Source organism: Sphingobacterium sp. PCS056 (assembly GCF_023273895.1).
Lineage (GTDB): Bacteria > Bacteroidota > Bacteroidia > Sphingobacteriales > Sphingobacteriaceae > Sphingobacterium.
On the sequence record NZ_CP096883.1, the window covers coordinates 4,059,158 to 4,076,516 of the forward strand.

15 protein-coding genes are annotated in these 17,359 nt (G+C 39.0%); 5 read left to right on the top strand and 10 right to left on the bottom strand.

The window, feature by feature from the left end:
• Positions 1-863: 863 nt before the first annotated feature.
• On the bottom strand, positions 864-3,290 hold the full coding sequence (locus MUB18_RS16960) for a hypothetical protein (RefSeq protein ID WP_248753957.1): 2,427 nt from the start codon (positions 3,288-3,290) through the stop codon (positions 864-866).
• Between the two features lie 493 nt (positions 3,291-3,783).
• On the opposite strand from MUB18_RS16960, the gene MUB18_RS16965 reads away from it, so the two are divergent.
• Positions 3,784-3,993, top strand: coding sequence for an IS3 family transposase (locus MUB18_RS16965; protein WP_248753958.1), 210 nt, complete (start codon positions 3,784-3,786; stop codon positions 3,991-3,993).
• A gap of 162 nt (positions 3,994-4,155) precedes the next feature.
• Here MUB18_RS16965 and MUB18_RS16970 read toward each other — a convergent pair whose 3' ends face one another.
• The 6 genes from MUB18_RS16970 to MUB18_RS16995 form a co-directional block, all read right to left on the bottom strand.
• Positions 4,156-4,575, bottom strand: a complete 420-nt coding sequence (locus tag MUB18_RS16970) for a cyclophilin-like fold protein (RefSeq protein WP_248753959.1) — start codon at positions 4,573-4,575, stop codon at positions 4,156-4,158.
• A gap of 62 nt (positions 4,576-4,637) precedes the next feature.
• Positions 4,638-5,201, bottom strand: coding sequence for a DapH/DapD/GlmU-related protein (locus tag MUB18_RS16975; RefSeq protein WP_248753960.1), 564 nt, complete (start codon positions 5,199-5,201; stop codon positions 4,638-4,640).
• A 92-nt stretch (positions 5,202-5,293) separates the two neighbouring features.
• On the bottom strand, positions 5,294-6,115 hold the full coding sequence (locus tag MUB18_RS16980; RefSeq protein ID WP_248753961.1) for a helix-turn-helix domain-containing protein: 822 nt from the start codon (positions 6,113-6,115) through the stop codon (positions 5,294-5,296).
• A gap of 621 nt (positions 6,116-6,736) precedes the next feature.
• A complete protein-coding gene (locus MUB18_RS16985) occupies positions 6,737-6,961 on the bottom strand; it encodes a hypothetical protein (protein WP_248753962.1) in 225 nt (74 codons plus the stop codon).
• 405 nt (positions 6,962-7,366) lie between these two features.
• Positions 7,367-7,771: a DUF5675 family protein gene (locus MUB18_RS16990; protein ID WP_248753963.1), complete on the bottom strand. Its 405-nt coding sequence runs from the start codon at positions 7,769-7,771 to the stop codon at positions 7,367-7,369.
• Between the two features lie 128 nt (positions 7,772-7,899).
• On the bottom strand, positions 7,900-8,658 hold the full coding sequence (locus MUB18_RS16995) for a hypothetical protein (protein WP_248753964.1): 759 nt from the start codon (positions 8,656-8,658) through the stop codon (positions 7,900-7,902).
• A gap of 545 nt (positions 8,659-9,203) precedes the next feature.
• On the opposite strand from MUB18_RS16995, the gene MUB18_RS17000 reads away from it, so the two are divergent.
• The 4 genes from MUB18_RS17000 to MUB18_RS17015 all read left to right on the top strand — a co-directional run bounded on the left by MUB18_RS17000 (position 9,204) and on the right by MUB18_RS17015 (position 11,235).
• Positions 9,204-9,401: a hypothetical protein gene (locus tag MUB18_RS17000; protein ID WP_108157712.1), complete on the top strand. Its 198-nt coding sequence runs from the start codon at positions 9,204-9,206 to the stop codon at positions 9,399-9,401.
• Between the two features lie 305 nt (positions 9,402-9,706).
• The gene (locus tag MUB18_RS17005) at positions 9,707-10,261 is read left to right on the top strand and encodes a hypothetical protein (RefSeq protein WP_248753965.1); all 555 of its coding nucleotides are present in this window, start codon (positions 9,707-9,709) and stop codon (positions 10,259-10,261) included.
• Positions 10,262-10,645: 384 nt separating this feature from the next.
• Complete coding sequence (locus MUB18_RS17010) at positions 10,646-10,966, top strand: hypothetical protein (protein ID WP_248753966.1); 321 nt, start codon at positions 10,646-10,648, stop codon at positions 10,964-10,966.
• A 44-nt stretch (positions 10,967-11,010) separates the two neighbouring features.
• Positions 11,011-11,235, top strand: a complete 225-nt coding sequence (locus MUB18_RS17015) for a hypothetical protein (RefSeq protein ID WP_248753967.1) — start codon at positions 11,011-11,013, stop codon at positions 11,233-11,235.
• Positions 11,236-11,300: 65 nt separating this feature from the next.
• Here the strand turns inward: MUB18_RS17015 and MUB18_RS17020 are convergent, their stop codons facing one another.
• From MUB18_RS17020 to MUB18_RS17030, 3 genes are read right to left on the bottom strand one after another with little or no spacing between them, the layout of a single operon-like run.
• Entirely contained in the window at positions 11,301-12,569 is a 1,269-nt protein-coding gene (locus MUB18_RS17020) for a TlpA family protein disulfide reductase (RefSeq protein WP_248753968.1), read from the bottom strand.
• 4 nt (positions 12,570-12,573) lie between these two features.
• Positions 12,574-13,935 (bottom strand): RagB/SusD family nutrient uptake outer membrane protein, encoded by a 1,362-nt coding sequence (locus MUB18_RS17025; protein ID WP_248753969.1) that lies wholly within the window; start codon positions 13,933-13,935, stop codon positions 12,574-12,576.
• Positions 13,936-13,940: 5 nt separating this feature from the next.
• A complete protein-coding gene (locus MUB18_RS17030; RefSeq protein WP_248753970.1) occupies positions 13,941-17,291 on the bottom strand; it encodes a SusC/RagA family TonB-linked outer membrane protein in 3,351 nt (1,116 codons plus the stop codon).
• Positions 17,292-17,359 lie beyond the last annotated feature (68 nt).

The following is a 17,359-nucleotide window of genomic DNA, read 5'->3' on the forward strand; positions in this document are numbered from 1 at the left end:
TGTCTACTTGCGATTGAAATACTGAGAATAAACAATTTGGATAATAAGCATAAAATTAAGTCTAGTACACTTTTCCAGAAACTAAAGAATTGTAATTAATAAGTAGCATTTATATTTTGAAAACTATATCTTTAAAAACTATAGAAATTATTACATAATAAAGCGCCATTTACTAAACCAACTTTTTTGATACCTCAATGAAAAAATACCTATACCTGATATTTTTAATTATATTCCTATTCATCGCTTATAAATTTATAGCACAGAACATGCCACCAAAAAGGTTCGAATATGAAATACCTTTAATCCAATCCAGCACCTCTTCAAAAATACTGATACCTGTGACCATGAAAGATTCAACCTATCTCTTTCTTTGGGATACTTGCTCCGAGACTTCTATGATATTAAAAAATCAGGCAAAACTTAGAAATATTCCCATCGAGATGTTAGCAAAAAAGGGAACTGTTATTTCTAAAGAAATAACAAAACAATGGGTAATCACTAATGTAAAGATAAATCACTCCGTAATTACCGCTTAAATTTAAGACCTGTCAGCAACTTAAATAGGAACGTTATGATATTGAAAGCGCGTTTTATTTAAGCGTCGTATGACCAGGAAAAAGATCGCACCTCGCTATAGAGGAACGATCTTATGGAAATCAATTAATGTGTTTTTACGTTTGCCTCTGATTCAGGTTTTGATATACAATTCGCCCACCGTCCCAGGTTTCGAGGACCGGTATATTCCGTAATTTCTTATACGGATCGGTTACAGAAAATGGATCTTGCACTAAGAGTACAAAATCAGCAAATTTACCCGCGTACAACGAAGCGGTACCAAAACCTACTTAATAAAAACCTAATCATTTATAGGCCTTGCGGTAATAAATCACCTTGCCTGATGAAGTTAGTCCCTCAACAGTTACGTAAACTCCTTTATTTTTGCTGTTGTTGTAAAAAGTGAATGCTTTGTTTTTTGTTCCCTCTTCAAAGTCAAAATATGGATCCCAATATAAAGTGACACGATTATCTGAATTAGAACTTAAACGTTCCTTTGCCGTAGTGTAAACTTTATTGGTAAATTCTGTTATAGGCATATAACCCATAATTTTTTCGTAATACTCAGATTTGCCGATATCGCGATCGACTTCAGCAGGAGAATATTCAAAAACAAGAAGTACATTTGTCCCAGTAAACTCAGCTGAACTATAGGTCTTATAAAACTTTAAATAAGGATAGTTGGAAACATCTTCATCTAAAAAAGAGATATTTGAACCTTTTTGTTCCTCTACCACCCTTGCTACTCCTACATTTTGCAACGGATTTTCCGCTACTGTTTTGTTCATAGCTTTAGGATCGATTACCATCTTACCATTTAATAGATATTTTATTGTAGAACTATTTTGCAAGTTTCGATCTACATAGTCACGCAGAGACTGACTTCGTTTGATAACAACACTATCCATAAGAGGCAGCAGGATGACATCGGGTTCATGTACAGTATGTGGCTCTACAGTCTGAAAACGTCTTTGCAAACGGTCTATTTCTCTCTGTTTTCTAGTACTGGTCACTTCCGCTGTTTGAAGAATACGGTTACCGCGGGCATCCCGCAAATAATCATCACGTTCTACATCTTGATTACCGGAAAGAAGTTTTGATCTTTCACTTAATAAACTTTGTGGATAATAGATCGGTTTTAAAAACTGCTTTTTATCATAAAACTGATATTTCACTTTAAATGGGGTAAACTTCAAGATTCGATAGACTTGAACAAATTTGGTGTCCAGCGAATCGAATACAATCAAATTGGGCACCGTAAATTGGCCATTTTTATCAAATATTACTTCTGTATACTGCATGCGATCGGAACGTTCATCCTGGTAGCCGAAAGAAGCTCCGCGAGCCGGTATATTTCCTTTCTTACCCTTCTTTATTTCATTCTGATATTCTTCATAAAACTTAGTGAACGATTTCTTTTCTAAATTAATTTGCCCCTTGATGGTCAAGATAGGATCTATAATCATGGAATCAGCAGTAGGACAATAAGTATAATTCCATTTGTGAGCCTGAATAAATAAATCTTTTTGTTTTGCGCCTTCCCAATAAGTTTGGGGATTACGGAGTTCGTCCTGGCTTAATGGTTGAAAATAGAGATCCGTTAATATACTTTGAGTCGTGTCAACTGGAATTGCAATATCTGTAACAGATACAGACAGTTTTGCAATTCCCTCACCATCGGGAAGTTGAACATTAATCTTTCCTTCAGATTTATCTGTGAATTCCCCCATAAAAGTAACTTGAGGTGTTAAAAAAACTCTTTCCTGTTCGAGCAACATGCTGCGTCTTGATAAAACCTTTTGCTGGGTATCGAATAGCGATGCTTGTAGGATACCCATTTCAATATCTCTTTTTTGTAGGGGAATATTAATCTTTTTTCCACTCTTTAAAGTCAACTCCTGATCGAATAATTTGCGCTTTCCTATACCAACACTGACAAACACATTTTCAGATTCTTTAGTTGTTTGCAACTGCACGAGAACGATTGAATCCTGATCCACCAAGTTAATTTTGCTCCCAAATACCGCCTTAGGCAATATGTTTTTTTGCTTATTACCATCAGTAGCTGTCCATTCTATAGTGTAATCACGGTCAGCCTCTGCTGTTAACTCAACAGCAGCCAATCCAACAGAATCGGTCTGAAATTGTTCCAACACTTTACCTCTGTCATCCACTAATTTTCCGTCAGCCTTGCCAGGGTATCCGTCACCATCTAAAACTTGAAGGATGATTTTATTTTCCACTCCACTCAACAATACTCCTCCTTCAGGAATGATATTCAACACGTATCCCTGATTAAATATTGGTTTTCCTTGAGGCTCCATTCCTCCATCTGCTTTAGCGATCTGTAATATATGCAGTCGCTTAAAATAGGGTTTGCTATCTGCACATGAATCTAAGACCGTATTGGCATTGATATAAATCTCGGTTGCCGCATAGTTAGAAGGAATTCGGAAATGGCTTGCTGTAACTCCATTATTGATAAATGCAACTGCTTGTAACAATTCCTTTCCTTGTGTGTCGATTAACTTCATATACATATTATGAAGATTGTTAGCAAATAGTCCTTCGCTCAAAAAATAACCTTTAAACCATACTGTATCGCCTGGAAAATAATAGTCTCGATCAGTATGCAGGTACATATTGCTTGATTGCGATATACCAACTTTAGGAATTGCAATAAGCAATAATGACGTAAGTAAAAAGGATTGATAATCAAATCTTTTTCTCAAGCCGATTTTTCTAAAAAAACGAAAAGCGTTTGTTGAAAAAACATTTACCTTTTTTAATTTTAATGCTGATGGAATACCCATATATCAATAATATTTAATAAAAATTATACATTTCACCCTGACGAGCGCAATACTTGAAAAAAGAAAATCCATTATGGACTTTTTAGGTTTATTTACAAGCTACTTAAATCATGGGTGACACAATTCACAATAACTCACACAATTACAAATGAAGTTAAATAAATAATGTATCAAAAAAATAATTATTTTAAATCAATCGATTGCGCAATTTTATCGCACAATTAAATGAAAACAGAGACTAATGAGGTTAAGGGAAAATATAAGAAAAATACAATATCACTCCCCAATGCGGAAATGACCAAATGATCGTCCGATCATACAAGAACTAATCTTTCATTCTGATCGCGGAGTACAATACGCATGCGATGAATTCAAATGTCTATTGGATAGAAACCCGATGATAATTAGAAGTATGAGCAGAAAAGGAAATTGCTGGAATAATAGTGTTGCAGAAAGCTTTTTTAAAACGTTGAAAACCGAGTGTGTATACCAATATAGATTTACTGATAAAGAGCAGGCCGCACTTATAGTTTTTGAATATATAGAGAGACTTGGTATAACTGCAAAAGATTACATTCTGCGCTGGGATACATGTCCCCAGAAGAATTTGGAAGAAAATTAATGAAACGAAAGATTGCAGCTTAACTAAATGTTCACTTTATTGTTGCAACTCCAATAACGTCTGACCATAGGATTGCCCCAATAGCATCAAGGAAACCGTTATTAAAATTGATAGCTTTTTCATTATTTTATTTTTCTAATTATGAAGATCAACCTTCACAGGCTATTGTTCCTCCAGTTCAAAATAGATGTTCTTTATAGTACCTGTAACATTGAATCTATCAATATCCTCGGTTATTCTTCCTATCCTGACTAAGTCTCGGGATCCTGAATAACTGCCATAAAAAATAGCAATATTACCCCACGGAGCATATACATTTATATCTCCAATCTTAGGATCGCTGACAGCTTTTCGTTCTTTTGTAGATAATTTTTTCGGTGGGTAGAATATCTTTTCTTTACCAGCGAAGTCCTCCATATCAACAGTTAAAGGGAGTTGGGCAATGAAATCTCTTGTAGTAGGATTTTCATACAAAATTGCCGTTAGCACCTTATCTCCCATAGTTATTTTCAATTTCATAACTTTTTTGTTTGCTATAGTATCCCTTTGTATTTCATTTTTAACCCTATTTTCCGATGGCATACAGGCACTGCTCTGTAAGCTGGTAAAAAGGAATAGCAACATATAAATCATCCTTTCCATCACTATTCAATGTGCTTAAGCATTTTCGCTGGGATCCCCCCGAAAACGCAATTGTCGGGTACATCTTTTGAAACAACTGCACCTGCCGCGACAACAGCATTTTCGCCAATGGTCACGCCTGCCAGTATAGTCGCATTTGCTCCAATCCATGCATTTCTTTTAATGTGAATGTGGCCAGGAACCAGCGATTGTCTATCTTTAGCATCTATCGGATGACCTTCCGACAGCAAACTGACTTTGGGTGCGATCTGCACATTGTCTTCTATCGTGATACCGCCCAGATCCAAGAAAACGCAGTCAAAATTGATAAAAACATTTTTACCGATCTTGGTATTTTTCCCATAGTTGATATACAAGGGTGTAAAAACCGCCGTATTTTCATCAATTTCTGTTGCGGTAATCTGCGATAACAAATTACGTACTTCGGCAGGATCATCGGCACTGTTCATTTGGAGAAGCAACTTTTTTGTAGCAAAGGAAGCTTCCCTCAATTTATATGCTTCGGGATCACCTGCTGGTACAGTTTCACCATTTCGCAAGCGTTCAAAAATATCAACTGTTTGCATTATCTCTCCTTTATTTACAATACAAAATTAAAGCAAAAACCTCACAACAGCATTGTTGTGAGGCTCAATTATCTTTTCTCTAAAGCTCAATTTTAAGCTTCTGTAGGCGGTACGCCATATTGCTTTTTAAATGCCGTAGAAAAATGTGAGGGATTTTTAAAGCCCACTTCCACATAAACTTCCTGTACTTTTTTGCCCTCTTCTTTCAGTTTGACGTAGGCCACTTCCAGCCGTTTTTTGATCAACCATTTTTGAGGGCTAAGGTTACTGACTTTTTGAAAATCCCTTTTAAATGTTGCCAAACTGCGTCCCGTATAGGCTGCAATCTGCTCCATCGTGAGGTCATCCATATAATGATCGTTCAGAAACTCCAGGATATCGATCTTCCAAGGGTCAGTAAAATCAAATAATATAGGATAAAAAATATCCGAATTATTCAACAGCGCATAAATACCTTCCAGCAATTTCAGATGGGTAACACCATCAGTCGGTTTTATATTTTCATCGAAATAAGGTGTGAGCGATTGAAACAGACTCGTTATAGCAGGACTCGGTTCAATCTTGAAAACATTTTTATCAGAAATCACGACTCTTTTAGGCAGGTATGCCTTATCAAACTTATTGTAAAACTCGCGCAATATGCTCCGGTTAAATGTCAAAGAAATTCCTTTATATAATTCATTTCCTTTGCTATTTTTGTACATTGTCAATCGGTGGTTCCGCCTTACAAATGCACATTCGCCAGCTTTTATTATACTTCTTTTATTTCCGTCCACTATAATCTGCTCGCCCGAATACAGGTACACCAACACATGCTCAGGTGCTGCATGAATACATTTTTCACTAAAATCTGTAAAACAAGAAAGGAAAATACCCGAATAGCTTATTGTCTTTAATGTATCAGTCTGTTTCATGGTTGACAGTTTATATTAAATGTTCATTAAATAAAGACAAAGTTACACATTCTAAATCATGGGAATATTTCTGTACGGCTCAAAGTTGCTACAGCAGGAGACTTGCAAGTAGAGCAATTGACAGGCAAAGAATTAGTTTTTGTTCTGAAAAAACTTTACAGATGGTGTAATCACAAGAATTGAAGCGGAGCCTTATTGTATGTACTCCATTTTTACTCCAGCTAGGATTGGACTTTTCTAATTTAATGTTCTCAAAAATGTACTATCATCCAGTAGAAAAGAGAGTAATATTTGTACCAAAACACGATGCTTACAAATAGGAGAATTTACATCTTTTCTGGAATTTAATGAATGAAACACAAAACAATAACATTTATAATAAAGGGGGTTAGTTTGGAGCTAACCCCTTTTATTGCGAAGCATTGATGGAGAGCCCGATCTTTTAATAATGCGAAAGACAATTAGTCGCTTTTACGTCGCCGTACTCTCCCCAGGAGCCTACTGGTCAGATAGCTCACGGCCGTACCGACCACGGCCATAAGTGCCGTTTGCAAGAGGTCACTAAAAGAAAAGCTCGCGTAGATGGAACACAGCGTGCCACCGAGCGTACCGATCCGGATATCATTCCCTTTCATCGGAAACCTCCTTTTCTTTCTGCTGCACAATAGACTCATCCGGCGGAGACTCCTCCTCTCCTTTTTTGTCCGGATCATCCAGTACCGTCTCCACTATACCAAGACCCAGTGCGATATATTTGATGATATGCAATGCCTTTCCTGGCAATTTAACAGGTGCTAGCAGGATCACCTGCAAGACCTGACCGATTTTATTGATTATTTTTTTCATTTTGTTTAATGTTAGAGGGTTATGAGGTTAGAAGGTTAACAAATTATGCGGTTAGAAGGTGAGTCAGTTAGAAGGTTAGAAAATGTTACTCTGTCACTAGTTACTCTGTTACTCTGTCACTAGTTACTTTGTTACTCTGTCACTAGTTACTCTGTCACCTGTTAATCCATCACTATACCAATCCCCAAAAGCTGCAGGCTTATCCAATAGGCCTTGTATTACGACTGCGTAATTACACTGATGAAGAGGCGTTAAAAATGAATTTATGTTTGAGTGAAACGAGTTCAAATTCATTTAGCCAATTCAAGGTGAAATAGCATAAAGGAATACAGCCTTGAGTTTTTTGTTTACTTTTTGTGTCAAGACAAAAAGTAAAAGCCTGTCGCGGCTAGAGCGACAACTCCGTTACTTAATATGTAAAAACACTTCCTGATCCATATCCCAAAGTGAATAAACCAGAGACTTCAATTTTGCGAGAGCCTTTTTACTTTCCGCACCGCAACCTTCAGCTGTTAATTTTGTCACAGGAGCGATACAGCCCAAAAGTTCTTTCTGCGCATCATTGGCAGCATGGATCAAGATTGCTTCCCTTCCCAAGACCGCAGGAATACCGATCTGTTCCCCATGTCGGGTATATGTTCTTTTTTCCAGTTTATAAGTACCTACTGGAATACAACTGAGCCGACGCAGATTATTGCGCCAGGGCAGTTCAATCGTATGGCATACCAGCTCACCATCATAGGTCAGGGCGCCATTTGTACCTTGTGCTCCATAAGTCCGTTGGAGATGCAAGATTTGTTTAGTTGACATGTTCTATACTTCATCGTTATCATTAAATAGACAATTTGTTCTGATCAGAAGGAATATATCGGGAGGCAGCGGTTAGTAAAAACCCACCTGCCTCCCGAAAATATCCTTCACGACATCATCACCTTAGATTAAGGCATGATCACCTGACTAATGGTCAGCGCATTATACTGTCCATTGGCCAGCGGATAGTAGGCATTGTTGACCATCTGAAAATAGCCCGTACCTACCAGGACCAATACACTTTTTTCAGGATCAGCTTCAAGCGAAGCCATGAGGTCCACATCCATCGGCTGCATTTCTCCCAGTTTGATGTAAGCAGATCTTCGGATCACAGGACGCTGATCCAATTCATCTCCCGAAAACTCCTGCAGCACCAGCGTATACTGCACATGCGTAGCACCACTCAATTTGGCGATGTGCAGGTTGGGAATCAGCTGCGGGCATGAAAAAAAGCCATCACCGCTAAAACGGTCGTACGTGACTGTAAAGGGTTTTAAAGTGATGGCGCGCAAACTGGATCGTTGATTGCACTCCATGCCATCCAGTAGGACCAGATTTTCAGGGACGATCACCCTTTCCCCGCGAACATTCACCGAATCCATCTGAATAACTTTGAGCAAGCGGCTTGCTAAACGTTGGCTGAATTTATTATCCGAATTTTCAAACAGCACATCGCGCAGCAGTTCACGCAGCTTTTTACCCTCCTGCTGTGACCGGCCAAACTCACTCCCATTCTCACGGGTACGGGCAAATGCCGGATCGTTCGCAATTCGGGCACCCGAAACACCGGTTTTCATCCGCGCTTGGTAACCCACACTTTTTGATTTGTAAAAGGAAAGATCCCCGATCGTTCCATTTAACTTGATTAAACTTTCTACTCTTGCCATGACTTTATTGTTTTGACACTACGAAGATGGCCATCCATCCAAGAGCAGTAGGTCCAAAAGTGGAGATAAGCGGAAATATGGGGAATAATGATACCATTTTACTTCATCTCAGGCGATAAAAATCTAAATCATCAGGAATAAAACTGAATTCTATAGGAAAAACTTATTTTAGTACATGAATAACCAATAACAGCATTTTTCTGGAGAGGAATTAAACCTGATTTGCAAAATTAAAGCGCCATACCACATCGGTCAAGTAGATGTTAGGCATCGATAAAGCATGGCATATGCATATATAAAGCATAGATAGTGCATAGATAGAGTATTAAAACAGGGTGTTTGATACACTTACCACGCACTTACTATACACTTATGCTATTTCAATACCGCACATAGGCAAACAAGCTTTACCCATACGGTATCAATGCTTGATACTTGCCTAGCAGACGGTTTGATAGGGAATGTCTGTCTATGGTACCACACCATCCATATTCATTCACCACGATGATCTGGTCAACAGATTGTCCCTCAAGAGTAAACTTAAAATGAAAAATAAATATCGTCTATGTATCTATCCCAAAGAGGCGGCAGCGATCTTGGGACGCACCGAAAAGCACACCTATAAAATCTTTCAGGCTATCCGTGACTGCTACGGACTGAAATCCAATCAGTATGTCAGCATCAGCATATTTGCCGATTATACCGGATTGCCCGAAGAAGAAATCAGAAAGCTCCTGCTTTAACTGATTCCATTAGAAACAGCTGGAGAGGACTGTTTCTATCGGCTGAGATCAAACTTATATAGCATATTATTTCCTTATCGCTATCCACCTATCCCAATCATCATTTGAAAAAATAGGGCAACATAAAAGAAAAAGTGACTGACAATACATCTTTTCAACCCAAAAAGCTCAATTAAATGATCACCTAAGATCTAATAAAAATACGAAATAAATAAAACAAGCACGTATAAACGATTATTTTTAAATTTTAAGTTTATTTATAAGTATATTTAGGATTAATTCAATTTTAACCAAAACATATACTAATGAATAAACCAAATGATGAGCAGAAGTTTTATACATTTTTAAGTACGCATAATCCTATAGGACCACAATTATGGGAAGATATTCGAGCAATAATAGAGGTCAAAACAATCAAAAAGAAACGGTATTTAACTGCTGAACAATTTGATATGCATTTCATACTGGATGGTATGATCATCAAGCGTATTGAAAATGCCCGCGAACCATACGAAGAAGTCGTGGATTTTGTCAGTACCAACCAGTTGATCTACCATATTGAAAAGATGGATCATAGCAGTTTTGAGGCCGATATCGACTCGACCGTCATCTTGATCAGGAACAGTAAACTGTCAAAACTCTTGGAAAAACACCCTATATTTCTCCATCATCTGGAACATTTCTTTGGAGAGGTATTGTTAAGACGCAGTTACCGAGGCAAGCTTATTAACCTCACCGCCAGAGAACGGATCTTGAAATTCAAAGAGGATTATCCCGAAGCGTACAAATATTGCAGTGTCAATGACAAGAGTTCCTTTTTAGGAATGACTGCGGCATATTATAGCAGTATTAACATTTAAAAGATACTCAGCTATTAGCGCTATTCAGATTGATCAGCCACGAATTTCATCAATCTGAATAGCAAAATAGACTCACGTTAAGGATTATCAATTCATCACTTGCAAGAAATTTAAAGATTTATTTCATCAAATTTAATGAAGCAAATCTCAAAATTTCATGTTGCATATCTCGAATCTTAAAGATTCAAACCACCCCCTCTGGCTCTAACTTTACTTTAGTTGATCGGTACAATAATTACGGATGTCTCCTCTCCCATTGGTGGTTAGCAGATTGATCAAAATAAAAGATGCAATGGGTGGACGCCAACGAGAGCGATACCCATATGAAACAAGCAGAACCAAGTTCACCCATAGCATCTAAAATTATAAACTAGATTTTTAAACATGAAACGACAACAGCAAAATAGTACAGGACAATCTGGAAGGCGGCCAAAAGGGCGGCGCTTTGCTAGCTCTAGGATGAGCTACAAGTCTACAGCTACGAGCTGCAGGACTGCTGTACAGATCGCGGTAGAACGCAGGTCTTTATTAGGAAGCTGTTGTTGCGCAGGTCCGGTGCGTGATGCGAAAGGACGTAGATATACGACATTCCCCAGATTATGGTACGGGGAAAAAGTTTTTGGTCGAATAAGGAGTCCTAAAGCCAAAAAAAGCAGCCTCCATTTGGAAGCTGCAGGGGGCCAATACGCTGATAACGTATTGTGATCAATTTATAAACCTAATTAAATATAGTAAAAAAGGAGGTCATTATGGCTTGGTATTCACTTACAGGTCCTAACCCGACAAATCCAAATGACTATACATTTCAATCAAGCCAGCCGTCTTGTCCAGGTGCAGAAGAAATCTGTGCTATTCAAGCAAATGCTAGTGGAGCGAACAAACCTATCATTACTCAAGCGTTGCTTGAGGAAATGGTTGACGCTTTACACAACGGTGCTGCTACTGCAAATGTTAAGTTAAAGGATCGGGCTTAAGAGTCTTACATCGGCATTTGCCAAATTTTAGAAAGGGTATGGCAAGAAAGCCATACCCTTTTTGATTATTCAGATTCGATAACAAAAACCCCGACATCTCCAACGCCTTCCACAAGCTCGAGACCATGAAAATTGAGTTGCTGATTCAATTCTTCCAAATTTGAAAATGTTCCAATAGTAATCTTTTGCTTACTTTTTACCTGATCGATAATTGGCAAGTACACACCAGAAAGACCGATATAACTCGTGAGCACGCCAGTTCCTTCAAACTCTTGCTCATTCTTTATGTGTTGAGAATCTATTTTATGCGCGGCACTCTTGCGTAGTAGTAAGCATTTCATTTTTTTTGTACTCCAATAGGATCGAATTCCTAGCAGTGAGTGAATATCATGGAGTACGATTTTTGCCTGTACAGAATCTGGTCTTTTTACCACATCCAGACGTTCATAAGATATAGCATGCTTTACTGACCACGCTTCACCTTTATGACCCAAATCGTCATATATACTTGAGTCGGGCACATTCCAGACTACCCGATTAGGAGTAGCCAAAAATGGAGGTTTCTGTATAAATCCCCAGATATTCAGTAAAGCACGCAAGATCGATCTATTGCTAATCGTTGTTTTAAATAGGCCTGATGCGCTATCTAGATCAAATTTTAAGGGTTTGCTAGGCACACCATCCTGATAACCCGAAATTCGTACTCCAGTAGTCCTTTGGCCTGCATCATTTTTGTCCATTAAATCAACAGTTCCAAAATCATTTTTAATTGGCAGGCTGATACTCGCGTTCTTATGAAGCTGTAGAATATTCGCGGCTGTGACCAGTCGATTGAAGGTTATAGCCTGTACTTTTCCCTGATACAGCATGACCACATGTGGTGCAGCCTGATAAGGGAACATTTTGCGCAGCACCGTATCACTATATATGATCGGAAGGTTAACCTTATTTTCTTTTAAGAACTTATTGCTGTCAAAAAACTTCTGTAAAGTGGCTTTATCCTGCCACGTCACGTGAATGACCTGAAGTTTATCGCTATACTCCTGTTGTAATTTCTGCAGATGCGGCATCGCTTGTATACATGTCGCGCAGTAAGTATCAAAAAAATCGAGTACGATCACTTTATTCCGCAAACTTACCCAGTCGACCGTCTGTAGATCACCTCTCATTACATCAACTTTTTCCGGACCTTGAAATTCTGCTCCGATCTTCAAAGCCTGAGTTAGATCGTATCGGCGGTTCTCCTGTGCAGATAAGCTGCTGATGCTAAAAAATAGCAGTAAGCATACAGCTGCTTGGGAAAACATATTATATATTTTTTCTTTTTGACTCATATCTTTATCTTTTATTTTGTGGAATTCCACTGAGGTTAATGACTATTTCAGACAATCTGTAGGCGTATTTTGGACTATTAGGTTCAAGCTGATAGTCCTTCTCCCCTAATTTTCGAACCAATTTTTTCTGAAAGCGGGGGTCTAGATTCAGACGTTTCAGATCTGCCCATCGCCTGCCTCTAAATACTAATTCTTTTCTGCGCTCCTCTACTATCATGGCAAGCAAACGCTCTGGATCGGTCTCCTTCCAGTCTGAAAACGCGCCGGTTTTCCATCTTGTTTTCAGAAACTGGTTCATGGTAGATAAAGCTTCGCTGACCTTCCCTATTCTCACGGCAGACTCCGCCTTATTGAGAAACACTTCACTGGTACTTAAACCCACAAACAAGTTACCAGTAGCATTATCAAAATTTCCTTTAAAATGAAATGCGCCCTCCAGTGTATTCGATGCTTCGAAAAATAACGTTTTACGCCAATCATCCGCAGCATATGTACGGTACAGCACGGTATCAACGAAACAATAATCAGCATTCATAATGCCTGCGTATTTACTCACAGCAGGAAACAATACTTCCTTATTAAAACGAGCAATAGGCAAGCTCTTAGATGGGTCAAGCGTATTGAAATCTAATAGATCGGAATAATGCAGCATACACGAATCGGCATACGCATAGGCCTGCGCATAATCACCCATAGATAAGTATGCCCGACTAAGCCCTGCATAAGCAGATGCTTTAAAAGGTCTGCCAACAAACTCATTCTGCTGTGGCAGAGACGCCGCAGCAATCTTATAGTCTTTGATGACCTGATCGTAACTATCTTTTAGAGAAGCTCTGGTTGAAGGTTCATCGATTGCAGGATCTAATCGGAGCGGAATACCATATTCATCTGCCGCTGTACTTGCGTGATAAGCCACACCATAAATCTCGATCAGAAATTGAAAAGCAAACGCTCTAAAAAAATGGGCTTCTCCAGAGATCCTCTGAAAGCGATTGTCGTTATTGTTTGCAGTGCTATTAGAAAGTATTTCTAGGACCTGATTAGCATTGTACACCGTTTTATAAGGATTTCGCCACTGGCTCACATCTTCGTAGGGAGCGTCAGCCCATATGTAGGTATTCCTTTGATCTATATCCGGAGACGCTTCCCAAAGTTCTTTGGTCAGGAAATAGTCGTCACTACCAAGTTCACCATATAACGGGTAATTATCGTTCATCGTCGTATAATCATTCAGCAGTAAATCTGCATCGTCCAAACTTTTTGGAACAACCAATTTGATATCGGGTTTTTCATCAAGAAATTTTTCACAAGAGGTCAATCCCAACAACGACAAGAGGGCTATTAACATGAATTGTTTATTTATCATGGTTATTATAGATTAAAATTGAGGCCTAAAGAATACATTTTTGGATCTGGAATATGGATACCATATTCCGAATCTATCTTACGCTTACTTGCCTGCCAGAGCGTACCTATATTTTCAAAGTAAGTATAGAGTCTACAATTTTTAAATCCATAGCGTGCCAAAACAGGCAGCTGCAGACTTAACTGTATATCCCTTAATTTGATCTGGCTTCCGTTTTCCACCAATGCAGATGAATTTCGATATACGGTACTTGCACTTCGATCGTTAGGATACGTAAATGCAGGCACATCTGTATGTAGCTCATCACCCGGTTTTTGCCAGCGATCTCCATAATCAGCATACCCCAGTCCATTGGAGAGGAAAAAATCATTGTTAAAACTATTTCTCAGAAAAACATGTCCTAGTCGATAGCCTATATTAAACGATAGTTCAACAGTTTTATATCGTACACTATTGCGAAAACTACCAAAGTATAAAGGCACTACCGAACCCTGATTTTCAAGTTCGCTCACTTGCTGCGCGATGACCGCATAATAGTCTTTGGAAACCTGCCCATTGAGGTAAGCTCGAGGACTACCGTCCTCAGGATCCAGCCCTGCCCATTTATAAGTGAGCAAACTATACAGGTCCATTCCTTCAAAAGGTGTCGTAATACTGCTCCCTGCTCCTGCCATATACAGCGAGCTGTAATCCGAAGGATCTGTGTAAGCTTTTGCCACTTTTGTTCTATTGTAAGAGAATACAATATGATTGTCCCACTGCCAGTCGCTGGTCTGCCACGGTATACTGTGCAGGGAGATATCCCATCCTTTACCTTTCAGATTTGCATAGTTGACGCTGAGTGTAGAAAAACCGGTTGTTGGATCCAACGGCGCATTAGAAATCAGATCTTTGCTGTTTTTCAGGTAATACTCTACGCTTCCACTTAACCGATTACCTTTCAGTGTAAAATCCATACCAAAATTTAAATTAGCTACTCGCTCCCATCGCAATTTTGGATTTGGTGGAGTTGTCATCATGGCATAATTTTGACCCGTGGTGTAATGTGGTTCACTCATAATGGTGATGACAGGATAGGCTGCAATGGAATTGTTTACATTGCCATTGTATCCATAGGTGGCGCGAAATTTTAGAAACTGAAACGGTAGATTTTCAAAAACAGCTTCATTTGTTGGAATATAAGCTCCACCTACAGACCAAAATGGCTGGCCGCGGTCATTAGACTTAACACCAAACAGATTGGAAGCATCTTTCCTATAGCTACCGCTCAATATATATCTGTCCAGATAAGTATAGGAGCCGTTTGCATAGTATGAAACATAACGGTTGACCGTAGATTCGATCCTATTGCGGTCGATCAATGTATTGACCCCCTGCTTACCGTTTAACACCGGAACAGACCTTCCGTATTGCACCGATTGAAAACTTCCTGTTTCTCGGTCATATCCATAATATTGAGAGATAGAAAGATTCTTTCGAAGCTGCCGTACATCATAGCCCACTAGCATACTCAGTTCATGTCGGTCTTTCCACCGTTTGCTATATTCGGCATTTAGTCTGCCCTGATGCACATTACTGCCATAATGATTGATCAACATATAGTCTCCTAAGGGCAGATTCCACGTTACTTTTGTAGGATTCCAATTGGCATAGTAGTTCAGTTCATTTCTCATTTTATAAGATTCCATACCCCGCCAGTCTTCAATCGGATTATTGGTCCGCTGATAAGAGTACATGGCATTTAAGTTCAGTCCAAACCCAAATTGGTACCGTGCAGATAGATGAGTAAGAATTTCCTGCAATTTTTGCGTCTGCTGCGATGCATCCAGCTCTTCAATGGGATTAAACATCCAGTCCAGTAAACGACCATTAGCTACAGTATCGATGAAATCTTTATTTTTGCCGCTAAAATTGATCCGTTTAGGATGTCCATTTTCATCGACCAGTTTGAGGTAGGGATAATTGGCCAAACCAGCTCCCATAGTCTGATAAGAAACTCCATCAAAATTTTCTTTCCTTTTTGATTCTGTAAACGTAATCCCAAGATCCAGTAGCAGGTTTTTTGCAGGCTTAAACTGCGATGCAGATTTCAGCACCATCCTTTCGTACGATGATGTCACTAGACTATTTAGATTGCGGTCATATCCTGCGGAAAACACACTGTTTATTTTTTCACCACCACTTTGCAACTGGATATTATACTGCTGATTGATAGCTTTGCGGTAGATATATTTCATAAAATCATCGCGCATATCGATATTCCGAAGCTTATCCAGCTGATCATTTAAGGCTTCTTCTGTTATTAGACCATCACGTTGCTCTTTCATCATCCATAAAATAGGTTCAGGATTGGAGTTATATTTTCTGAAATTGCTATTATACTTTCCCGCATTAAACAACGATCGTTGAAGATCGATGTAGTCTGAGGTATTCATCTGAGGATAATAATATAGATCAGGTTTTTCTTTAACACTCAAGTTCGTATTAAATGACAACTGTGTTTTATCATTAAATTTTCCTCTCTTCGTCGTGATCACGATTACCCCATTGCCCGACTGTGCTCCCCAGATACTAGCCGAAGCAGCATCTTTCAGAACAGTGATATTTTCAATATCATTGGGATTGATATTATTAAAATTACCCATTCCAAACTCAGCCAGTTTTCCTTCAAATGGAATACCATCAACAACTATTAATGGCCAAATATCTTTGCTCAATGTACTGACACCTCTCACATTGATATTGAGCAGGTCACCTCTATTATCAGCAAATAATTTTGAGCTCGATATACTCGGCACTACATCTTCCAGCCTACTCACAAAATCTGTCGACACTTTTCTGTTGAAAAGCTTATTGTCGACAAACTCGAAGCTTCCGGTAGCGCGTTCTTTCGGAATCTTCTGGTATCCCGTTGATACGACTTCTACTTCTTCAAGTTTATTATCCTCAGGTATCAATTTTACCGTTATCGATACTCCTGCGGTATAATGGAGTTCTTGGGTTTTATAGCCTACGTAAGTAAACTTTATCTGTCCTTTCAGGCTCGCGACAGACAGGCTGAATGTCCCGTCTTTCTTGGTGGAGGTCCTACCCTTTTCGGCTTCGACTCGGACCGATACACCATCCAATGGTTTGTTATCTACAGCAGATACGACTGTACCTTTTAGTATATACTTTGCTTGTGCTTCGACCTTTGTCGAAGCATGCAGATCTTGCACCGTACTGACCATCGCCAATGGCAGTACAACAACGAGTAACAGCAATTTGCTGATCAGCAGGAAGCCTTCCCCTTCAGGCTTAAAGATATTCCTGAGGTAATCCCAGAGTTTTTGTTGATATAATATATGTGAGTTCATTTGTTTAGCTTTTTTAGGCATAAAGATACCTGATCCCCTTTTCGTACCGAGGGAGACTCGATCCCAAA